This is a genomic window from Achromobacter kerstersii, assembly GCF_902859595.1.
Classification (GTDB): Bacteria; Pseudomonadota; Gammaproteobacteria; order Burkholderiales; family Burkholderiaceae_B; genus Achromobacter; species Achromobacter kerstersii.
The window spans coordinates 492,180-512,814 of record NZ_CADIJQ010000002.1; the positions used below are offsets into that span (position 1 = coordinate 492,180).

At 62.9% G+C, this 20,635-nt stretch carries 17 protein-coding genes; 11 read left to right on the forward strand and 6 right to left on the reverse strand.

Going from position 1 to position 20,635, the window contains the following annotated elements; genetic code table 11:
- Nucleotides 1-10 precede the first annotated feature (10 nt).
- A complete protein-coding gene (gene pepN / locus HV765_RS11130; protein ID WP_175169729.1) occupies nucleotides 11-2,716 on the reverse strand; it encodes an aminopeptidase N in 2,706 nt (901 codons plus the stop codon).
- Nucleotides 2,717-2,865: 149 nt separating this feature from the next.
- Here pepN and HV765_RS11135 point away from each other — a divergent pair, with 149 nt between their 5' ends.
- Complete coding sequence (locus tag HV765_RS11135) at nucleotides 2,866-3,504, forward strand: DUF4136 domain-containing protein (RefSeq protein ID WP_054423455.1); 639 nt, start codon at nucleotides 2,866-2,868, stop codon at nucleotides 3,502-3,504.
- 86 nt (nucleotides 3,505-3,590) lie between these two features.
- On the opposite strand, the gene HV765_RS11140 is transcribed toward HV765_RS11135, so the two are convergent.
- On the reverse strand, nucleotides 3,591-3,971 hold the full coding sequence (locus HV765_RS11140; protein ID WP_175169730.1) for an H-NS histone family protein: 381 nt from the start codon (nucleotides 3,969-3,971) through the stop codon (nucleotides 3,591-3,593).
- A gap of 883 nt (nucleotides 3,972-4,854) precedes the next feature.
- Between HV765_RS11140 and tldD the strand changes: the two genes are divergently transcribed.
- The 10 genes from tldD to glcF all read left to right on the forward strand — a co-directional run bounded on the left by tldD (nucleotide 4,855) and on the right by glcF (nucleotide 16,497).
- The gene (gene tldD, locus HV765_RS11145; RefSeq protein ID WP_175169731.1) at nucleotides 4,855-6,315 is read left to right on the forward strand and encodes a metalloprotease TldD; all 1,461 of its coding nucleotides are present in this window, start codon (nucleotides 4,855-4,857) and stop codon (nucleotides 6,313-6,315) included.
- Nucleotides 6,316-6,557: 242 nt separating this feature from the next.
- Entirely contained in the window at nucleotides 6,558-7,667 is a 1,110-nt protein-coding gene (gene aroG, locus HV765_RS11150; RefSeq protein ID WP_081534219.1) for a 3-deoxy-7-phosphoheptulonate synthase AroG, read from the forward strand.
- Between the two features lie 100 nt (nucleotides 7,668-7,767).
- The gene (locus HV765_RS11155; protein ID WP_175169732.1) at nucleotides 7,768-9,177 is read left to right on the forward strand and encodes an FAD-binding oxidoreductase; all 1,410 of its coding nucleotides are present in this window, start codon (nucleotides 7,768-7,770) and stop codon (nucleotides 9,175-9,177) included.
- A gap of 276 nt (nucleotides 9,178-9,453) precedes the next feature.
- Nucleotides 9,454-10,422: a Bug family tripartite tricarboxylate transporter substrate binding protein gene (locus HV765_RS11160; RefSeq protein WP_175169733.1), complete on the forward strand. Its 969-nt coding sequence runs from the start codon at nucleotides 9,454-9,456 to the stop codon at nucleotides 10,420-10,422.
- Between the two features lie 6 nt (nucleotides 10,423-10,428).
- Nucleotides 10,429-10,947: a 2,4'-dihydroxyacetophenone dioxygenase family protein gene (locus HV765_RS11165; protein WP_054423446.1), complete on the forward strand. Its 519-nt coding sequence runs from the start codon at nucleotides 10,429-10,431 to the stop codon at nucleotides 10,945-10,947.
- Nucleotides 10,948-10,957: 10 nt separating this feature from the next.
- Nucleotides 10,958-11,674, forward strand: a complete 717-nt coding sequence (locus HV765_RS11170; protein ID WP_175169734.1) for an SDR family NAD(P)-dependent oxidoreductase — start codon at nucleotides 10,958-10,960, stop codon at nucleotides 11,672-11,674.
- 89 nt (nucleotides 11,675-11,763) lie between these two features.
- The gene (locus HV765_RS11175) at nucleotides 11,764-12,504 is read left to right on the forward strand and encodes an IclR family transcriptional regulator (RefSeq protein WP_175169767.1); all 741 of its coding nucleotides are present in this window, start codon (nucleotides 11,764-11,766) and stop codon (nucleotides 12,502-12,504) included.
- A 132-nt stretch (nucleotides 12,505-12,636) separates the two neighbouring features.
- On the forward strand, nucleotides 12,637-14,136 hold the full coding sequence (locus HV765_RS11180) for an FAD-linked oxidase C-terminal domain-containing protein (protein ID WP_054423441.1): 1,500 nt from the start codon (nucleotides 12,637-12,639) through the stop codon (nucleotides 14,134-14,136).
- Between the two features lie 12 nt (nucleotides 14,137-14,148).
- Complete coding sequence (gene glcE / locus HV765_RS11185; RefSeq protein WP_175169735.1) at nucleotides 14,149-15,255, forward strand: glycolate oxidase subunit GlcE; 1,107 nt, start codon at nucleotides 14,149-14,151, stop codon at nucleotides 15,253-15,255.
- A 6-nt stretch (nucleotides 15,256-15,261) separates the two neighbouring features.
- Nucleotides 15,262-16,497 carry a glycolate oxidase subunit GlcF gene (gene glcF, locus HV765_RS11190; protein ID WP_054423437.1) on the forward strand — a complete coding sequence of 412 codons (1,236 nt, stop codon included), beginning with the start codon at nucleotides 15,262-15,264 and terminating at the stop codon, nucleotides 16,495-16,497.
- An 83-nt stretch (nucleotides 16,498-16,580) separates the two neighbouring features.
- Here glcF and HV765_RS11195 read toward each other — a convergent pair whose 3' ends face one another.
- The 4 genes from HV765_RS11195 to HV765_RS11210 all read right to left on the reverse strand — a co-directional run bounded on the left by HV765_RS11195 (nucleotide 16,581) and on the right by HV765_RS11210 (nucleotide 20,596).
- Nucleotides 16,581-18,020, reverse strand: a complete 1,440-nt coding sequence (locus tag HV765_RS11195; RefSeq protein WP_054423436.1) for an NAD(P)(+) transhydrogenase (Re/Si-specific) subunit beta — start codon at nucleotides 18,018-18,020, stop codon at nucleotides 16,581-16,583.
- Nucleotides 18,017-18,334 carry an NAD(P) transhydrogenase subunit alpha part 2 gene (locus HV765_RS11200; protein ID WP_006388447.1) on the reverse strand — a complete coding sequence of 106 codons (318 nt, stop codon included), beginning with the start codon at nucleotides 18,332-18,334 and terminating at the stop codon, nucleotides 18,017-18,019. The genes HV765_RS11195 and HV765_RS11200 overlap by 4 nt, the downstream gene beginning before the upstream one ends.
- 2 nt (nucleotides 18,335-18,336) lie before the next feature.
- Nucleotides 18,337-19,455 carry a Re/Si-specific NAD(P)(+) transhydrogenase subunit alpha gene (locus HV765_RS11205; RefSeq protein ID WP_175169736.1) on the reverse strand — a complete coding sequence of 373 codons (1,119 nt, stop codon included), beginning with the start codon at nucleotides 19,453-19,455 and terminating at the stop codon, nucleotides 18,337-18,339.
- 265 nt (nucleotides 19,456-19,720) lie between these two features.
- Nucleotides 19,721-20,596 (reverse strand): N-formylglutamate amidohydrolase, encoded by an 876-nt coding sequence (locus HV765_RS11210; RefSeq protein WP_175169737.1) that lies wholly within the window; start codon nucleotides 20,594-20,596, stop codon nucleotides 19,721-19,723.
- Nucleotides 20,597-20,635: the final 39 nt, after the last annotated feature.

Consider the following 20,635-nt stretch of genomic DNA (forward strand, 5'->3'; position numbering starts at 1 on the left):
AAAGGTCTCCCTATGCTGCGAATTCTAATGCCTTGGATACGATTTCCTGCACGTTGCGCGACAGGCCTTCATGCGCGCGCACCTGTTGCAGGGCGGCCTGCATGGGCGTGCGCAGCGCCGGAACAAAACGCGACCAGTTGTCCAGCGCGCGGGCAAGGCGCGCTGCGATTTCCGGATTCAGTGCGTCCAGCGCCAGCACCTGCTCGGCCCAGAACGTGTAGCCGGAGCCGTCCGGGTGATGCATGCCGCGCGCATTGTTCAGGCAGAACTGGAAAATCAGCGCGCGGGCGCGGTTCGGGTTGCGCAATGTGAACGCGGGGTGCGTCATCAGCTCGCGCGCCGTTTGCACGGTGGTTGAACGGGCGGCGGCCTGCAGGGCGAACCACTTGTCTACCACCAGCGGATTGTCGCGCCACTTGTCGTAGAACGCGGCCAGCGCTTCCTGCGGAAAGTCGCCCTGGCCGTAATTGATCAGGACCGACAGCGCTGCAATGCTGTCCGTCATGTTGCCCGCGCGGTCGTACTGCTGTTCAGCCAGGCGCTGGGCATCATGCTCGCCAGCGGCCATCAGGTGGCCGAGCGCCAGGTTCTTCAGCGCACGCATGCCGGCCGGCACAGGGGCGGGGCTGTATTCACCCGGCGTCTGGTTCTGCTCGAATGCCTGACGGAATTCGGCGGCCAGTTGGCGTCCGAGTTCGGCGCGCAGGAAGTCGCGGGCAACGGCCAGCGCAGGCGGGTCCACCGCTTGCATGCGCTCGGCCAGCGTCTTCTCGGACGGCAGCGCCAGCGCGCGGGCGCGGTAGGCGGCGTCAATCACCGGGTCGGTCAGCAGGGCGCGCCAGGCCTCGATGAAGGCGGCGTCGGCGTGCAGCGTGCGGCCGGCTTGGCGGGCTTCGGCCAGCGCCAGGATCTGGCGCGTGGCCAATTCCTGCCCGGCTTCCCAGCGGGCGAACGGGTTCGTGTCATGCGCGGACAACAGCGCAAGCTCTTCGTCGGTCCAGTCGTAGTCGACGATGACCGGGGCCGAGAAGTCGCGCAGCAGCGATGGCACGGGGCGGTCGGCGATGTCTTCGAACACCCATTGCTGGCTTTGCGTGGTGAGCTCGAGCAGCGCGGTTTCCTTGGCCGCGCCGTCATGGCGCAGCGGCAGGGCTCGGCCGTCTTTGTCCAGCAGGCCAATGGCAAACGGGATGTGGTACGGCGCCTTGACGTAGTCGGCGCCGGCTTTTCTTTCGACGCCTACTGGCAGGCAGTCCTGCGTCAGCGTGACGGTGCAGCGGCGGGCGGCAGCGTCATGGTCCAGGCGGACGGTGACGCGCGGCGTGCCGGCCTGGCGATACCAGCGGCGAAACACCGACAAATCGCGGCCGGGGTGTTGGCGCACGTAGACCGATTCCATGGCGGCAACGAAGTCGTCGCAGGTGACGGCCTGGCCGTCGTGGCGGCGGAAATACTCGTCCATGCCGGCGCGGAACCCGGCTTCGCCCAGCAGCGTGTGCTGCATGCGGATGACTTCGGCGCCTTTCTCGTACACGGTAGCCGTGTAGAAATTGCCGATTTCCTGGTAGCTCTCGGGCCGGATGGGGTGAGCCATGGGGCCGGCGTCTTCGGGGAACTGAGCGGCGCGCAGGGCGACCACGTCGTCAATGCGCTTGACGGCGCGAGCGCTGGCGGCTGCCGCCTCGTCCATGCCATGCGCCATCATGTCAGCGCTGAATTCCTGGTCGCGGAAAACGGTCAGGCCTTCTTTCAAGCTCAGCTGGAACCAGTCGCGGCAGGTGACGCGGTTGCCCGTCCAGTTGTGGAAGTATTCGTGCCCGATAACGGATTCGATGCCTTCGTAGTTGGCGTCGGTGGCGCTGTCGGCGTCCGCCAGCACGTAGGCGGCGTTGAAGATGTTCAGGCCCTTGTTCTCCATCGCGCCCATATTGAAGTCGTGCACGGCGACGATCATGAAGCGGTCCAGATCCAGCTCCAGGCCGAAACGGGTTTCGTCCCAGCGCAGCGCGCGCACCAGCGAATCCAAGGCCCATTCGGTTTTGGTTTCGGAGCCCGGGTCGCTATATACCTGCAGCAGCACGTCGCGGCCGCTGGCCGTCTTGACTGTGGTTTCGCGGTGCGTGAGGTTGCCGGCAACCAGCGCAAACAGATAGCAGGGCTTGGGGAACGGGTCTTCCCATTCGACCTCGTTGCGGCCGTCGGGCAACTGGCGCGACGCCATCAGGTTGCCGTTACTCAGCAGCACCGGGTATTGCGGCTGAGCCCGCAGCGTCACGCGGTAGCGCGACATCACGTCGGGGCGGTCGGCAAACCAGGTGATGCGGCGAAAGCCTTCGGCTTCGCATTGCGTGAAGAAATTGCCACCCGATACGTACAAACCCATCAACGTGGAGTTGGCCGACGGCTTGCAGCGGCTGACGATTTCCACGGTGGCGTCTTGGGGCAGGCCGTAAATGGCCAGGCTGTGATCCGACAGGTGATAGCCGTCGGCGGCCAGCGCCTTGCCGTTAACGCCTACCGAGACGAGTTCCAGGTCTTCTCCATCCAGGATCAGAGCGGCGTCGGCGCTGGCGCCGGACTTGCGCTGCACGTGCATCGTGCAGCGCACTTCGGTGGCGTCGGGCGCCAGATCGAAGGCCAGAGCGACTTCGGGAATGTCGTAGGGGTAGGGCTGGTAGTCCTTGCGATAAACGGTAATGGGCGTGTCGGTGCGCATGGAGTTGCAGTCCTGGTTGAACGAGGAGTCTATTGTAGTAGGTGGTCGCGAGCGCTAGGCTGGGGCGTGCGGACTACGGCAAACTTTTTGCCGTGGCCCCAGTCAAAGCTCAGTATGATGGCGCCGTCGCGCGCTACAGGAGTCGCAATATGTCCAGAATGTCCATGTTCAGAGTTGGCCGTTGGGCCGGATTATTGGCCGTGGCGGGGGCGCTGACATTGACGGGCTGCGCAGCCCCTACGGTGTCGGCTCGGGTCACTTCTTTCCAGCAATGGCCAACCGGCGTTGAAGGTCAGACCTATCAATTCGTCGCGTCCGACCCTAACCAGGTCAATAATCTGGAATACCAGTCTTATCAGGATATGGTCCGCGCCGGCATCGGCGCAACCGGGCTGATCGAAGCCCAACCCGGGGCCAAGGGCCGCTTTGATGTGTCGTTCACGTACGGCACCAGCCAAACCCAGATCATGGTGCGCCGCCCCTATGACCCGTACTTCTATGGCGGTTATGGCTATGGCGGCTATTACGGTGGGCGGCCTTGGGGCCCGGGCTACGGCTATTGGGGCCCGGATTGGGTCGATGTCCCCATGGCGGTCCAGCGCAATACGCTGAACTTGAAGATCCGCGATACCCAGCGGGGCGGGGCTGAGGTTTATCGTTCCACGGCCTTCATACTCAGCCAGGGTGATGATTTCATGCGCACAATGCCCTATCTGGTGCGCGCAATATTTGACAATTTTCCCGGAAATAACGGAGCGGAACGCGAGATTGAATTTCCGCTTCGCTAAGTCTGACTGCCTTCTGACTACGTTTCATAAATAAAATCGGCGCACCAAATTGGTGCGCCGATTTATTTCTTACTGCAGAATAGCTTTTATTCTTTGATGAGAAAACTGTCGCGTGTAGCGCCAGTTGCTTCTTCAGCAGCGAGCCAGCGCGGTGCTTTACCGCGGCCGCTCCAGGTTTCGCCAGTTTGCGGGTGGCGATACTTCGGCGCTACGGCGCGCTTGGCGGTGGCGGGGCGGGCAGCCGCGCCAGCCTTGCGTCGGCCGCCAGTGGCCGCGCGAGCCGGCTTGCCGGCGCCAAAGGCAGCGATGATTTCTTCGGGCGTGATGTCGTACTCACGCATCGAGGTAATGATGGAAGAGATCACGGGCTTGCGGCGCTTCGTTTGAAGGACTTCTGCCTTCTTTTGAAGCTTGTTGATTTCTTTCTCGATCTTTGCTTGCAGTGCTGCGTATGTTTCTCGGGCCATGGTTTATTCCTGATTATGGAACTGCTTTAATCGCCGGCGAAGTTATGTTTATTTGTTGTGCTTCGCATAATACAGAAGTTACGCCTTGACTTCTCTATTTTCGGACTAATTACTTTGTATCAAAAGAGACGCAGAGCCTTTAGCCGCGCGGATATGCCTCTGGAACAAGTATTGGGAAGGATATTCCCAAATTTGGGACGGATTGAAACAAATCAGCCGTCGGCTCACAAGGCGGACGAAGACGGTGCATAGGCCCCATTTCGGAGCACATTTGTTTCATACGGCAGGCGAATCGAAGGAGAGCAGGCGTCGTGAACCGGATTTGGGGGCAAGCTGCTCTGATTTAAAGTCTACGAGGAGAACGCGTTTTCAGAAGCGAGGTCAGACGACCTAACTGCCCCTACTTGTACTGATGGGCGCCGCCGTCATGCATTTTGGCATTCTTGGTTTATGAGAATGATATGGAGGGAAAAGTGGTGCTCAGGCAATTTGGGCTGCATTTTCTTACCACTTGTATGACGACCTGGCAGAACGCGGTGCCCCTTGTCTGCCAAGATTGCGAAATCGGCTTTGTAAGCGATGTGTAAGCAAATCACGTGCAAAAAACTGTTATGTGATCGAACAATCTTTGGTCGTAATTGCTTAACTTGATACTCAGTATTGCGTCCCCATCTGATTCACCTGTGAATAATCGACGGCATTTTCCGCTGCCGCCAATCGCCGTCCAGCGCGTGCCTTGAGGATGCCGCTGGCCTCTGCCACCGAGGTGTGTCTCTTTTGACGCTTGAGCGGGACGCCGGACCCCGGTCGGCGGTACGATACGGTCTTGAGCGTCCACGCATGTGCGCACCCGTGCCGCGCCGATGCCCCCTGAATAGAGCCTATGAAAATCATTGATCCCGCCATTGCATCCCTTGCCACCGCTAAATCGCTGCTGCTCGACCCCTGGGGTCTGACCGAAGCCGACATGGCGCGCGCACTGGGTGAAATCTTCACCCACAAGGTCGACTACGCGGACCTGTACTTCCAGTACACGCGCAGCGAAGGGTGGAGCCTGGAAGAGGGCATCGTCAAAACCGGCAGCTTTTCCATCAGCCAGGGTGTGGGCGTGCGCGCGGTGAGCGGCGAGAAAACCGCCTTCGCCTATTCCGATTCGCTGTCAGCAGACGCGTTGCTGTCATCCGCGCATGCCGTGCGCGGGATTGCGCGCCGTGGCGCCGGCAAGGTCAAGGTGGCGGCGCAGGTCGAAGCCGAAATGGGCCGTAGCCTGTATGCCGACATTGATCCCGTCGCCACGTTGAGCGCCCCTGAAAAGGTTGCGCTGCTGGAACGCATTGAACGCATGGCGCGCGCCCGCGATCCGCACATCATTCAAGTCATGGCGGGCCTGGGCGCTGAATACGATGTGGTGCTGGTGGCCGGCAGCGATGGCCGTCTGGCCGCCGACGTGCGACCGCTGGTGCGCCTGTCGCTGACCGTGATCGCCGAGCGCAACGGCCGCCGCGAAATGGGTCACGCTGGCGGTGGTGGCCGCCTGGGTCTGGCCTACTTCACCGACGAGATGCTGCAAGGTTATGTGGAACGCGCCGTGCACGAAGCCATGGTGAACCTGGAAGCGCGCCCCGCACCCGCCGGTGAAATGACGGTGGTGCTGGGTTCGGGCTGGCCCGGCATCCTGCTGCACGAGGCCGTGGGCCACGGGCTGGAAGGCGACTTCAACCGCAAGGGCTCCAGCGTGTTCTCGGGCCGTATCGGTGAGCGTGTGGCGTCCAAGGGCGTGACGGTGGTGGATGACGGCACGCTGCCTGACCGCCGCGGCTCGCTGAACATTGACGATGAAGGCAACGCCACGCAACGCAATGTGTTGATCGAAGACGGCATCCTGCGCGGCTACATGCAAGACACGTTGAACGCGCGCCTGATGAAAACCGCCGCCACCGGCAACGGCCGCCGCGAATCGTTCGCGCATCTGCCGATGCCGCGCATGACCAACACCTACATGCTGGCCGGCGACAAGCCTGCCGAAGAAATCGTGTCGTCCGTCAAGCGCGGCCTGTACGCGGTGAATTTCGGCGGCGGCCAGGTCGACATCACCAGCGGCAAGTTCGTGTTCTCGGCCTCCGAGGCCTACATGATCGAAGACGGCAAGGTGACCTATCCCGTCAAGGGCGCCACCCTGATCGGCAACGGACCTGACGCCATGACCCGCGTCACCATGATCGGCAATGACTTGCAGCTGGATTCGGGTGTGGGCACTTGCGGCAAGGACGGCCAGAGCGTGCCGGTGGGCGTGGGTATGCCGACCGTGCGCATGGAAGGCCTGACCGTGGGCGGCACCGCCTGAGCGTGAATTCAGGCCGTCGCGTCCTTAAAAAACGATGTGACGGCCAAAAAGTTTTGTGCTAGAGTCAATCCCCATGAAATTCGCGTCCCCCGCCTTTTACTTTTATTTTTATAAGTTTCTGAAGCCGCTGGCGGAGGAAGGGACGCGCTCAATCTGAAGTTTGGAAAGAATCCCCCCCAAAAAAGCCGCCAGCGAACTGGCGGCTTTTTTTGTGCCGCCGGGATCGGAATAGACCGATCGGGATGGACCCCGTTGGCGGGCAACCCAGGAGCAGTACCGTGTCACACAATACCGACGACCTTCGTATTCGAGAAATCAAGGAACTGAATCCGCCCGCGCACGTGATGCGCGAGTTCGCGTGCACGAAAGAGGCGTCTGATACCGTTTTCGCCGCTCGCCAAGGCATGCACCGCATCCTGCACGGCATGGACGACCGCATGATCGTCGTGATCGGGCCGTGCTCGATCCACGACACGCGGGCTGCCATCGAATATGCGAAGCGTCTGAAGCCGGTGCGTGACCGCCTGAGCGCCGACCTGGAAATCGTGATGCGCGTGTATTTCGAGAAGCCGCGCACCACCGTCGGTTGGAAGGGGCTGATCAACGATCCCGACCTGGACGGCAGCTTCGACATCAATAAGGGCGTGCGCGTGGCCCGTGAACTGCTGCTGGACATCAACAGCCTGGGGCTGCCGGCGGGTTGCGAGTTCTTGGACATGATTACGCCGCAATACATCGCGGATCTGGTCTCCTGGGGGGCGATCGGGGCTCGGACGACGGAAAGCCAGGTGCATCGTGAGCTGGCCTCCGGCCTGTCGTGTCCGGTGGGGTTCAAGAACGGTACGGATGGCAATGTGAAGATCGCGGTCGACGCGATCAAGGCGGCGTCGCAGCCGCACCATTTCCTGTCGGTGACCAAGGGCGGGCATTCGGCGATTGTGTCGACGGCCGGCAACGAAGACTGTCACGTCATCCTGCGCGGCGGCAAGACGCCGAACTACGACGCCGCCAGTGTCGACGCGGCCTGCCAGGACGTGTCCAAGGCCGGTCTGGCGCAACGCATCATGGTTGACGCCAGCCACGCCAACAGCAGCAAAGACCCCGAAAACCAGCCGCGCGTGATCGACGACGTGGCGCGCCAGATGGAAGCGGGCGACGCGCGCCTGGTGGGCGTCATGGTGGAAAGCCATCTGCTGGGCGGCCGCCAAGACATGGTGCCCGGCAAGCCGTTGGTGTACGGCCAAAGCATCACCGATGGCTGCATCGATTGGGATGCGTCGGTGGCGGTGCTGGAACGTCTGGCGCATGCGGTGCGTGAACGCCGCCGGGTCGCGCTGACCTCTGGCAAGTAAGGCAAGACACACCGCAAGCCGCCTGCCTGGGGCGGTTTGCGGTGCAGCATGCGTTGCGGCGTAGAATATTCCGGTTAACGAACCCGAGAACACGCTGATCATGAACGCTCCCTTGCACGCTGAAACGTTGCGCCGCGCGGTGCCGGCCGCCTGTCTGGATGCCCTGCGCGCGCGCTTTGGCGACCGCCTGTCCGAGTCCTCCGCCGTGCGTGAACACCACGGCCGCGACGAGTCGCCGTATCCGCCCATGCTGCCGGACGCCGTTGTCTTCGCGCACACCACCGAAGAAGTCGCCGAGGTCGCCAAGCTGTGCAATGAGCATCGCGTTCCGTTGATTCCGTACGGCGCGGGCTCGTCGCTGGAAGGCCACATCCTGGCGATCCAGGGGGGCATCAGCCTGGACTTGTCGCAGATGAACAAGGTCTTGGCGATCAACGCCGAAGACCTGACCGCCACCGTGCAGGCAGGCGTGTTGCGCAAGCAGCTCAATGAAGAAATTCGCAGCACCGGCTTGTTCTTCCCGATTGATCCGGGCGCCGACGCCAGCCTGGGCGGCATGGCCGCTACGCGCGCATCGGGCACGAACGCCGTGCGCTACGGCACCATGCGCGAAAACGTGATGTCGCTGACGGTGGTGACCGCCGATGGCCGCATCGTCCGCACCGCCGGGCGCGCGCGTAAATCGTCGGCGGGCTACGACCTGACGCGCGTCTTCATCGGCAGCGAAGGCACGCTGGGCATCATCACCGAAGTGACGGTGCGCCTGTACCCGCAGCCCGAAGCCGTGTCGGCCGCCGTCTGCAACTTCCCCACGCTGGACGACGCAGTGCAAAGCGTCATCGAAATCATCCAGATGGGCGTGCCGATTGCGCGCGTCGAGTTCATGGACGCGGCCAGTGTGCGTTCGGTGAACCAGTACAGCAAGCTGACCCTGCGCGAGACGCCGCTGCTGGTGTTCGAATTTCACGGCAGCCCGGCCGGCGTGCAAGAGCAGGCCGAAACCGTGCAATCCATTACCGCCGAGCATGGCGGCATGGACTTCGAATGGGCCGAACGCCCCGAAGACCGCAGCCGCCTGTGGACCGCGCGTCACAACGCCTACTTTGCCGGCCTGCAACTGCGCCCCGGCTGCCGCGCCAGCACCACCGACGTCTGCGTGCCGATCTCGCGCCTGGCGGATTGCGTGCGCGACACGGTCGAAGAACTGGACCGCGCCAGCTTCCCGTACACCATCGTTGGCCACGTGGGCGATGGCAACTTCCACGTGCTGATGCTGCTGGACGCCGACAATCCCCAGGAATGGGAAGAGTCGGAAACCATCAACCACAATCTGGTGCGCCGCGCGATTGCCGCCGACGGCACCTGCACGGGCGAACACGGCGTGGGCTTGCACAAGATGCAATTCATGGCGGAAGAGCACGGCGAAGACGCGTTGGATTTGATGCGCAGCCTGAAGCACGCGTTTGATCCGAACAACATCCTGAACCCCGGCAAGATCGTGTCCTGGTAAACATCCAGGGCAAGGGGCGCGGCGGATGATGCTGCGCGCCTTACAACGCTTTTCCGAAAAGCCGACGGCATCGCCCGTCGGTTTTTTTTGCCTGATTGCCCTCGGAGCATCGCAACGGATACCGCGAATTTTCCAGTGACACGGCAAGCCAAATCCTTTATTCTGAATTTTCGTAGACAATTGTCCATAATATGGACAAATAAAAATACCGTCTGCGACTTCCATAAAGCGGATCGGGTTTCAACAGAAAACCCGGCCATGACAAAGGAGACAAGGATGTTGATGAGACAAGGCTTGATGGCGGCCAGCCTGATTGCGGCGGGCTTGACGGCATCGTTGCCGGCGCATGCGCAGGCGGCGGATTCCTATCCGAACCAGCCCGTCACGCTGGTGGTGCCGTTCCAGCCGGGCGGTGGCACTGATGCCGTGGCCCGCACCTTCGCCAAAGTGTCGGCGCAGTATTTCCCGAAGGGCATGGTGGTGCTGAACAAGTCCGGCGCGGGCGGCGCGGTGGGCTGGAAATATGTGCTGAACAGCAAGAACGACGGCCACACGCTGACGGTCGTGACCGCGGAATTCGTGATCCTGCCGCTGCTTGGCCTGTTCGACCACACGTACAAGGACTACACGCCGCTGGTGCAGTTGAACGCCGACCCGGCGGCCATCGTGGTGCCGGCCAATTCGCCCTACAAGACGCTCGAAGAATTCATGGCGGCCGCGAAGAAAGCGCCCGCCACCTTGAATGTGGGTACGTCTGGCACCGGCTCCATCTACGACGTGGCGCTGAGCGCGTTCGAAGTGAAGTCGGACACGCGCTTCACGCATATTCCGTTTCCCGGTTCGGGGCCTGCGTTGCTGAATCTGTTGGGTGGCCAGCTGGATGCGGTAGCGACCAGCCCCGCCGAAGCCTCTGAATACGTGCGGTCTGGCAAGCTGCGGCTGCTGGTCTTGATGAGCGACAAGCGCGTGCCGGAATTCCCCGACGTGCCCACCGCCAAAGAGAAGGGCCTGGATGTGGCCTATGGCACCTGGCGCGGCATCGCCGGCCCCAAAGGCATGCCTCCCGCCACGGTGGCCAAGCTGAAGGAAGTCTTTGAAAAGGTGGCGCAGGACCCGCAACTGATCTCGGCGATCAAGGCGCAGAACCTGGGCTATGTGTACGCCGATGGCGACACCTTCGAAAAGAAGATGGCGGCCGAGACCGCTGATTACGCCCAAGTCCTGAAGACCTTAAGCATCAAGTGAGCCGCGATGACGACGACATCCGCCGTACCCACCCCATACCGTTACCCCAATCCCAAGGAAGCGCTGCCCGACATCGTCGTGCCAAGCGTGATTCCGGATGACGAGCGCGTCTGGGTGCCGCAAGCCGACAACGTCTGGTTCCGGCCGCTCTGTCTGAACGTGTCGCAGGGCTATTGGATGAACCTGCTGCGCGTGCGCAAGTCGGGCGTGCTGAGCTGCCACCGCCATCCGCAAGCCGTGCACGGCTACGTCATCAAGGGATCGTGGCGGTATCTGGAACATGACTGGGTTGCGCGCGAAGGCAGTTATGTCTTCGAGCCGCCCGGCGAAACACATACCTTGTATGTGCCTGACGACGTGGAGGAAATGATCACCATGTTCCAGGTCAACGGCGTCATGTACTACTGCGACAGCGAAGGCCGCCATACCGGATACGAAGACGTGTTCACCAAGCTGGACATGTGCCGCAAGCACTACGAAAGCGTGGGGCTGGGCGCCGATTACGTCGATCAATTCGTGCGCTGAGGGCACTGCCATGAGTTTTCAGACAGGCTTGTTCAAGGGCAAGACCGCCGTGGTGACAGGCGGCACGCAAGGCTTGGGGCATGGCGTGGCTGACGCGCTGGCGCGATTGGGTGCGCGGGTGATTGCGGTGGGTTTGCCTTCTTCCGAAGCCCCGCCGGCTGGCGTCGAGGTGGTCACGGTGGACGTCACGCACGCAGAAAACGTAGCGGCGTTTGCCGCCACGCTTGATCGCGTGGACATGCTCATCAACTGCGCGGGCGTGATCTTCCGGCAAGAAGAATTCAAGCTGCCGGTATTCGAGCGGGTGCTGGACATCAACCTGACGGGCACCATGCGCATGTGCGAAGCCTTGCAGCCGCAACTGGCGCGTGCAGCAGGGTGCATCGTCAATACGGCGTCGATGCTGAGCTTCTTCGGGGGCGGGCTGGTGCCGGCCTATAGCGCCAGCAAGGGCGGGGTGGCGCAACTGACCAAGTCCCTGGCTATTGCTTATGCTGATGCGGGCATCCGCGTGAATGCGGTGGCGCCGGGCTGGATCGCCACGCCGCTGACCGAGGCGCTGCAAAAAGATCCCGTACGCGCCTCGCGCATTCTGGAACGCACGCCGCTGAAACGGTGGGGAACGCCAGCGGATGTGGCGCAAGCCGTCGTGTTTTTGTGTTCGCCTGCGGCCGCGTTCATGACGGGGGTGGTGATGCCGGTGGACGGGGGCTACATGGTAACCTGACCCGCGTGAAAATCGCTCGCGACAAGCCTTCGTCAAGCCCAGCCTCCGGCGCCAAACCGGTCGCCGGCACGGCCTCGTTTTCCAAGTTCATGCGCGTGCTGGATGTGATTGCATCCAGCGGCGAAACGGCATGGACGGTGAACGAACTGAGCGCCAGGCTGGGCTACCCGCGGCCCACCATTTACCGCATTGTCGATGCGCTGCTGGCCGAGCAGTTGATCGTGCAGCAGCGCAACGGCCAGACCTTTGGTTTGGGGCCGCGGCTGGTCAGCCTGGCGAGCCGTGCGCTGGAAAGTTCCGACATCCGGCAACTGTGCAAAGACCATCTGTTCGATCTCAAAGAGCACACACAAGAGACCGTGCATCTGGCGGTGCCGGACCGGTCGGAAATGACCTACATCGACAAGCTGGAAAGCCCGAAGGCGGTGCGCATGAATTCGCGCCTGGGCAGCCGCGTCACGATGTATTCCAGTTCGGTCGGCAAAGCGTATCTGGCGCAGTTGGAACCGGATGCGCGTGACGCCATCATTCAAACCCTGGATTTCAAGGTGTTCACCGCGGCCACGCTGCGCACGCCTGACGCGTTGCGCCAAGAGCTTGAGCAGATCCGCCGCCAGGGCTTTGCGGAAGACCGCGAAGAAAACGAGAAGGACATCTTCTGCTTCGGTTGCGCCATTACCGACAAGCAGGGTCAGCCGGTGGCGTGCGTCAGTTTGAGCATTCCGGCATTTCGCATGAGCGAAAACCGCGTGGACAGTTATATCCAGCCGCTGGTCGACACCTGCGCGGCCATCTCCCGGAAACTGGCGCTGCTGGATTATTCCGCCTGATTGCGTGCGGCTTTTCAGCGACAAAAATCGCACCTATTACGGCTGGTTACGTGTCGCTGCGCCCCGGTCGTTGCATGGATGCGGGTAAATCCCGGCCTGTTTTAACAGTGCGCTCGCGCTATTGTTGCGCTCATGAATTCACTGGTCGAAACCGGCCTGGCACAAGTGCAGGCGCCTTATTCGTTGCAGCAGCTCATCGAGGCGTTGTCGGCCGCGTTGCCCGCGCACTGCGTGTTGTTTCGCGAAGAAGATACCCGTCCCTACGAGTGCGACGGGCTGTCGTTATATCGCGCGCTGCCGGCTGTTGTGGCATTACCCGAAACCGAAGAGCAGGTGCAGGCCGTCATGCGGATCTGCAAGCGGCTGAACGCGCCTATCGTCGCACGCGGCGCAGGCACCGGCCTTTCTGGCGGCGCCATGCCGCACAGCCAAGGCGTGCTGTTGGGCCTGTCCAAATTCAACCGCATCAAGCATATCGATCTGGCCAGCGCCACGGCGGTTGTGCAGCCGGGCGTGCGAAACCTGGCCATTTCCGAAGCCGCATCGCCTTATGGCCTGTACTACGCACCTGACCCGTCCAGCCAGATTGCCTGCTCCATCGGCGGCAACGTGGCCGAGAATTCCGGCGGCGTGCATTGCCTGAAGTACGGGCTCACCGTACACAACGTGCTGCGCGTGCGCGTCGTCACGATCGATGGCGACATCGTTGAACTGGGTTCCGAAGCGCCGGATGCGCCGGGCCTGGATCTGCTGTCTGTCTTTATCGGCTCCGAAGGCATGCTGGGCGTGGTCACTGAAGTGACCGTCAAACTGATTCCGAAGCCGGCCTGCGCGCAGGTCGTCATGGCCAGTTTTTCCAGCGTGGAAGCGGCCGGCAATGCGGTCACGCAAGTGATTGCGGCGGGCATGATTCCAGCTGGCCTTGAAATGATGGACCGCCGCGCGACCCACATGGTCGAACCATTTGTGTGCGCCGGCTATGACATGGACGCGCAAGCCATTTTGCTTTGCGAGTCCGATGGCACGCCCGAAGAAGTCGCGCACGAAATCGCGCGCATGGAAGCGGTGTTTCGCGATGCCGGCGCCACGCGCTGCCAGGTGTCCACGTCCGAGGCCGAGCGCCTGAAATTCTGGGCCGGCCGCAAGAACGCGTTTCCGGCTGCGGGGCGCGTGTCACCCGATTATTACTGCATGGACGGCACCATTCCGCGCCGCCATCTGGCGCGCGTGCTGGGCGCCATTGAACAGATGGAAGACGAGTTCGGGTTGCGCTGCGCCAACGTGTTCCATGCGGGCGACGGCAATCTGCATCCGCTGATTCTGTTCGATTCGAATAAGCCGGACGAGGTGGAGCGCGCCGAGAAATTCGGTGCGGCCATTCTTGAGCTGTGCGTGCAGGTAGGAGGAACCGTGACCGGAGAGCACGGTGTGGGTATGGAGAAGATAAATCAAATGTGCGTGCAATTCTCTCGCGAAGAACTCGACGCGTTCCTGGCGGTCAAGCGGGCGTTTGATCCGCCGTGCCTGCTGAATCCTGAAAAAGTCATTCCCACGCTGGCCCGCTGCGCCGAATACGGCAAGATGCACGTCCATGCGGGTGAGATGCGCTTCCCCGATCTCGCCCGTTTCTAGGACGTGTCCCCTATGGATTTTGTCCTGTCGGAATTGTGCGACCAGGTCATGACAGCCCGTGCCGGTCACAAACCGTTGTTTGTGATGGGTGGCGGCAGCAAGGCGTTTTATGGCAATTACCGCCCGGTAACGCCGCAAGATGGCCACTGCCTGCTGGACATGACACCGTATCGCGGCATCGTCAGTTATCACCCTTCTGAACTGGTGGTGACGGTGCGCGCGGGCACGCCGCTGGCCGAGCTGGAAGCGGCCTTGGCCGAGAACGGTCAGATGCTGGCTTTCGAACCGCCGCATTTTGGCGAGTCCGCGACCGTGGGCGGTTGTGTGGCGGCAGGGCTGTCCGGCCCGCGCCGCATGAGCGCCGGTGCCTTGCGCGACTTCGTCTTAGGAACGCGCTTGCTGGATTCGGAAGGGCGCATCCTGTCGTTTGGCGGCGAGGTCATGAAGAACGTGGCGGGGTATGACGTGTCGCGGCTGCTGGCCGGATCGCACGGCATCTTCGGCGCCATCCTTGATGTGTCGATGAAGGTCGTGCCGCGGCCGATGGAAGAACTGACGCTGGTGCTGCCCGCCACGCAGGCGCAAGCGCTGGCCAGTTTTGCCTTGTGGCGCGGCAAGCCGCTGCCCATTTCCGCCACCAGTTGGACGGGCGACGATGGCGACGGCCAGGGCGCAATGCATGTGCGCCTGTCCGGCGCGCCGCCCGCCATCGCCAGCGCGCGGCAAGTGGTAGGCGGCGACCCGATGGACCCGGATGCCGCGCAAGCCTGGTGGCGTGGCCTGCGTGAACAGACCCACGAATTTTTTGCGCCAGACCGGCCCTTGTGGCGCCTGGCATTGCCGCCGACGGCCGCCTCGTTGGGGTTGGGCCCCACGCTTATCGAATGGGGCGGTGGACAGCGCTGGCTGACCGGTCCTCGTGACGCCACGGAACTGCGGGAGATCGCCGCGCGCTTGGGCGGCCATGCCACGCTGTTTCGGGCGGGCGCTCTCAAACCGCCGGCCGATGGCGTGTTTCATCCGCTGGCGCCAGGCGTTGCATTGATCACGCGGCGGCTCAAGCAGGAACTCGATCCCGCCAGTTTGTTCAACCCCGGCCGCCTGGTCCTGGAGCTATAGCGCATCATGCAAACCAACCTGGCATCCTGGGCCCGCGACACCGAACTGGGCAACGAGGCCGACGCCATTCTGCGGCGATGCGTGCATTGCGGTTTCTGCACGGCCACCTGTCCGACGTATCAGGTATTGGGCGACGAGCTGGACAGCCCGCGCGGCCGCATCTATCTGATCAAGCAAGTGCTGGAAGGCGCCGAGCCCACGCAGTCCACGCAACAACACTTGGACCGGTGCCTGACCTGCCGCAATTGCGAAACCACATGTCCGTCGGGGGTCGAGTACGGTCATCTGATTGATATTGGCCGCAAGATCGTGGACGAGCGCGTGCCGCGTTCCTGGGCGGAAAAGACGAAGCGCAATCTGCTGCGCCGAACCATGCTGTCGCCGCTGTTCGCGCCGGCGATGCGGGTGGGCCAAGCCATGCGCGGTTTGCTGCCCGATGCGCTCAAACGCAAGGTGCCGGAACGCCGCGATGCGGGCGCGTTGCCTGACGTGGCGGCTCACCCGCGCCAAGTGCTGATGCTGACGGGGTGCGTGCAGCCAGCGATGATGCCGACGATCGACGCCGCCACCATCCGCGTGCTGGATGCCGTGGGCATCGGCGCGCGGCTGGCGCCGGGGGCGGGCTGCTGCGGCGCGGTCAGTTTTCACCTGGATGCGCAAGACGAAGCGCTGGCGCAAATGCGCGCCAACGTCGACGCGTGGTGGCCGCTGGTGCAAGACGGGGCGGTTGAGGCCATTGTCATGAACGCGTCGGGCTGCGGCGCCATGGTGAAGGAATATGCGCATCATCTGAAGCATGATCCCGCCTACGCGCAGAAGGCCGCGGACATCGTGGCGCTGGTAAAGGATGTGGCTGAAATTGTCGCGCCGCATGCGGAACAACTGCGTGCGCGCTTGGCGCCGGGGACGCGCGCGGCGTTTCATCCGCCGTGCACGTTGCAGCATTGGCAGGGGCTGCGGCCGCTGTCGGAGCGCTTGCTGGCGGACTTGGGATTCGAGCTGCTGCCGTTTGCCGACCAGCATCTATGCTGCGGATCGGCGGGGGCGTACTCGGTGCTGAATCCGGAGATTGCGCTGGAGCTGCGCGACCGCAAGCTGGGCGCCATCGCGTCGAGCGGGCCGGATGTGATTCTGTCGGCCAACATCGGCTGCATCGGCCATCTGCAAAGCGGCACCGACACACCGGTGCGGCATTGGGTGGAAGTGGTGGATGCGCAGCTGCAAAAGGCGGTCGTCGCGTAAGGCCGCCGCGTTGCGATTAAGGTCAGGTCTCAAACACGGCAAGTCCACGAAGGCCTGATCTAGGCCTTCGTGGCCCGCGCAATTTATTCCACCGCCTTGACCATGTCTTCCAGCACCTTCTTCGCATCGCCGAACACCATCATCGTCCGGTCCATGTAGAAGAGCTCGTTGTCCAGGCCCGCGTAGCCGGACGCCATCGAGCGCTTGTTCACGATGACCGTGCGCGCCTTGTAGGCTTCCAGAATCGGCATGCCAGCAATGGGCGACTTCGGGTCGTTCTTTGCGGCCGGGTTGACCACGTCGTTCGCACCCAGCACCAGCACCACATCGGTCTGCGCGAATTCGCTGTTGATGTCTTCCATTTCGAAGACCTGGTCGTACGGCACTTCCGCCTCGGCCAGCAGCACGTTCATGTGGCCGGGCATGCGGCCGGCAACGGGGTGGATGGCGTACTTGACCGTCACGCCGCGCTCGGTGAGCTTGGTGGCCAGTTCCTTTAACGCGTGCTGGGCGCGCGCCACCGCCAGGCCGTAGCCCGGCACGATGGTCACGCTTTCGGCATTGGTCATCAGGAAAGCGGCGTCGTCTGCGCTGCCCGACTTGACGCTGCGCTGCTGTCCATCGCCCGCATCCGCCGCGCCGCCCGCCTGACCGCCAAAGCCGCCCAGGATCACGTTGAAGAACGACCGGTTCATCGCCTTGCACATGATGTAGGACAGAATCGCGCCCGACGAACCCACCAGCGAACCGGCGATGATCAGCATTGGATTGTTCAGCGAAAAGCCGATGCCGGCCGCGGCCCATCCCGAATAGCTGTTCAGCATGGACACCACCACCGGCATGTCCGCGCCGCCAATCGGGATGATGATCAGCACGCCCAGCACGAAGGCCACCAGCGTCATGATGATGAAGGGCGTCCATTCCTGCGTCAGCATGAACCACAAGCCGCAGCCCAGCATCGCGAGCGCCAGCGCCAGATTCAGCATGTGCTGGCCAGGGAACACGACGGGTGCGCCTTGGAACAGCCGGAACTTGTACTTGCCCGACAGTTTTCCAAACGCGATGACCGAACCCGAGAACGTGATGGCGCCGACGAAGGTGCCGATGAAGAGCTCGAAGCGGTTGCCGGTGGGGATCAGCATGCCGGCCGCGACGATGCCGAACGCGTGCGGTTCCGCCACGACGGCGACAGCGATGGCGACGGCCGCCAAGCCGATCATGCTGTGCATGAACGCGACCAGTTCAGGCATCTTCGTCATCTCGACGCGGCGGGCCATCACGGTGCCGACGGTGCCGCCCACCAGCAGGCCCAGCACGACCCAGCCCAGGCCGATCGTGGCGGTGCCTTCGCGCGCCAGCCCCACAATCAGCGCCGCCGTGGTCAGCACGGCAATCGCCATGCCGGCCATGCCGAACGCGTTGCCCAGCCGGGATGTCGTGGGATGCGACAGCCCCTTGAGCGCCTGAATGAAGCAGACGGACGCAATCAGATAAAGCAGGGTGACCAGATTCAGCGAGATCATTTCGCTTCCTCCTTGGCCGGCTTTCTGTCCTTTTTCTTGAACATCTCAAGCATGCGGCGCGTGACGAGGAAGCCGCCGAACACATTCACCGCAGCCAGCGCCACGGCGAACACGCCCATGCCGCGCGCAAGGCCGCCTTCGGTCAGCGCGGCCGCCAGCATGGCGCCCACGATGATGATGGCCGAGATGGCGTTGGTGACCGCCATCAGCGGCGTGTGCAAGGCGGGCGTGACGTTCCACACGACGTGATAGCCGACATAGATGGCCAGCACGAAGATGATGAGGTTCATCAGGGTGGGGTTGATCGCTTCCATGTTCAGGTTCTCCGCAACACATTGCCGCCTTCGCACACCAGGCAGGCCGCCACGATTTCATCGTCGCGCTGGATCGCCAGCGCGCCGTCCGCATTGATGATGAGCTTCAGGAAATCCTGGATGTTGCGCGCATAGAGCGCGGAGGCATCCGTGGCGACCAGGCCGGGCAGGTTGGTCAGCCCGATGATGGTCACGCCATGCTTTTCCACCACCAGGCCTTTTTCCGACAAGGGGCAGTTGCCGCCGCGCTCGACCGCCAGGTCCACCAGCACCGAACCCGGCTTCATGGCCGCAACCGTTTCCGCGGACACAAGCGTGGGGGCGGGCCGCCCGGGAATCAGCGCAGTGGTGATGACGAGGTCGGCCTGCTTGCAGCGTTCGGACACCAGCGCCGCTTGCCGCGCCATCCAGCTGGGCGGCATAGCGCGCGCATAGCCGCCCGTGCCTTGGGCGATCTCGCGTTCTTCATCGGTTTCGAAAGGCACGTCGATGAACTTGGCGCCCAGCGATTCGACCTGTTCGCGCGCGGCGGGGCGCACGTCAGAGGCTTCGACCACCGCACCCAGCCGCTTGGCCGTGGCGATGGCCTGCAAGCCGGCCACCCCGGTGCCCAGCACGACGGCGCGCGCGGCTTTCAAGGTGCCTGCGGCGGTCATCATCATGGGGATCAGGCGGCCGTAGTGATGCGCGGCCAGCAGCACGGCCTTGTAGCCGGCCAGGTTCGCCTGAGACGACAGCACGTCCAGACTTTGCGCACGCGTAATGCGCGGCGCGGCCTCAAGCGCGAACCCAACGAGACCTGCCGCGGCCATCTGTTCCAGGCCTTCGGCGTCGAAGGGATCAAGCATGCCGATGACGACAGCGCCCGATTTCATCTGGGGCGTTTCTGCGGGAGAGGGCGCGCGAACCTTCAGGACGAGTTCCGCGCCCAGCGCATCCTGGGCGGAACCGAGCGTTGCGCCCGCGGCCTCATAGGCGTCATCCAGATAGCGGGCGGCGGTGCCGGCCCCACGCTCCACGACAACGGTGTGTTTGCCGCCTACGTACTTCTTGACGGTCTCCGGTGTTGCTGCGACACGGGTTTCCCCGTCTCGGGTCTCTTTTGGTATCCCGATGTGCATCGACGCCTCTCCTCAGAAGGTTCGCCGTAGTTATACACGCTAATGCTGTCCCCAAGCTGCGCTCATTGCATTCGCTTGCTGCCCCCAAAGAGGCTAGCCCGCCTTGGGGGGAGCGGTGGCGGGCTGGTGGGTTCTTTTGGAGGAGGGATGTTGTCGGCCAAAAAAAAGCCCCATGGCGAACCATGGGGCTCGGGGTTTGCACCCCCACTTGCTCCGGCCAGTCTTACCACGCCGCTGGCCGGCACCTGCACGCAAACGTCCGGCGTCAGGCCGTTTGCGCACGAGTCCAGTTGATCAGCGCAGCGGTCAAGTCGCGCAGATCGGCCTTCAGGCGGCCATAGTTTTCCGTCGGACGCAGCGTGACTTCGTCCATATACAGGTTGCGGTTGATTTCGATCTGCAAGCTGTGGCGGCCTTCTTCCGGGCGGCCAAAGGCGCGCACCAGTTCGACGCCCTTGTAGGGATCGTTCACCGTCACGTTGTAGCCGCGTTCGCGCAGCCAGGCCGCGATGAATTCGCGGAAGGCCGGGTCGCTGGTGCTGCCGTCGCGGTCGCCCAGCACGAAGTCGGGGTGGACCAAGCCGGGACGGTCGGTGGCGAAAGCGCCGGCGACGCTGGGCATGGAGTGGCAGTTGATGTGCCAGACCTTGCCGAATTTCTTGTGTGCCGAATCCAGCACTTGGCCAAGCGCGGCGTGGTACGGCTTCCAGCAGGCGTTGATGCGGTGGCGCACTTCTTCCACCGTCAGCTTGCGGTTGTACAGCGGGGTGCCGTCATCCAGCATGCGCCAGATCAGGCCCTTGCCCAGCTTCACCTTGGGCGATGCATTGATAGCATCGGGCCAGGCTTCGTCCAGCAGCAGTTCGTCGATCTCGTCGGGCGCGCGGTTGGCGTCGATGTAGGCGCGCGGGAACGCCGCGGCGACCATCGGCACGCCCATATCGATGGCGTCGCCCCACAGGTCGTCAACCCAGGTGTCCTCGGCAGTGCGCAGTGCGCCAAAGTCCACCGCGGCCGCGAAATCGGGAGGGTAGGCGGTGCCGCTGTGCGGAGAGTCCAGCACAAGCGGGGCCGAGGGTTCCGAATCCGGATATTGCTGCGGAAGGTCGAGCCGGTAAGACAGGGGTTGGGTAATTCGCATATGGAGGTATTGCGTTCGTGAATCGGAGGCCCCCGCTGC

Coding starts and splice junctions, on each gene's coding strand:
- pepN (WP_175169729.1), bottom strand. CDS start 2,716: ATGCGCACCGACACGCCCATTACCGTTTATCGCAAGGACTACCAGCCC.
- HV765_RS11135 (WP_054423455.1), top strand. CDS start 2,866: ATGTCCAGAATGTCCATGTTCAGAGTTGGCCGTTGGGCCGGATTATTG.
- HV765_RS11140 (WP_175169730.1), bottom strand. CDS start 3,971: ATGGCCCGAGAAACATACGCAGCACTGCAAGCAAAGATCGAGAAAGAA.
- tldD (WP_175169731.1), top strand. CDS start 4,855: ATGAAAATCATTGATCCCGCCATTGCATCCCTTGCCACCGCTAAATCG.
- aroG (WP_081534219.1), top strand. CDS start 6,558: ATGGACCCCGTTGGCGGGCAACCCAGGAGCAGTACCGTGTCACACAAT.
- HV765_RS11155 (WP_175169732.1), top strand. CDS start 7,768: ATGAACGCTCCCTTGCACGCTGAAACGTTGCGCCGCGCGGTGCCGGCC.
- HV765_RS11160 (WP_175169733.1), top strand. CDS start 9,454: ATGTTGATGAGACAAGGCTTGATGGCGGCCAGCCTGATTGCGGCGGGC.
- HV765_RS11165 (WP_054423446.1), top strand. CDS start 10,429: ATGACGACGACATCCGCCGTACCCACCCCATACCGTTACCCCAATCCC.
- HV765_RS11170 (WP_175169734.1), top strand. CDS start 10,958: ATGAGTTTTCAGACAGGCTTGTTCAAGGGCAAGACCGCCGTGGTGACA.
- HV765_RS11175 (WP_175169767.1), top strand. CDS start 11,764: ATGCGCGTGCTGGATGTGATTGCATCCAGCGGCGAAACGGCATGGACG.
- HV765_RS11180 (WP_054423441.1), top strand. CDS start 12,637: ATGAATTCACTGGTCGAAACCGGCCTGGCACAAGTGCAGGCGCCTTAT.
- glcE (WP_175169735.1), top strand. CDS start 14,149: ATGGATTTTGTCCTGTCGGAATTGTGCGACCAGGTCATGACAGCCCGT.
- glcF (WP_054423437.1), top strand. CDS start 15,262: ATGCAAACCAACCTGGCATCCTGGGCCCGCGACACCGAACTGGGCAAC.
- HV765_RS11195 (WP_054423436.1), bottom strand. CDS start 18,020: ATGATCTCGCTGAATCTGGTCACCCTGCTTTATCTGATTGCGTCCGTC.
- HV765_RS11200 (WP_006388447.1), bottom strand. CDS start 18,334: ATGGAAGCGATCAACCCCACCCTGATGAACCTCATCATCTTCGTGCTG.
- HV765_RS11205 (WP_175169736.1), bottom strand. CDS start 19,455: ATGCACATCGGGATACCAAAAGAGACCCGAGACGGGGAAACCCGTGTC.
- HV765_RS11210 (WP_175169737.1), bottom strand. CDS start 20,596: ATGCGAATTACCCAACCCCTGTCTTACCGGCTCGACCTTCCGCAGCAA.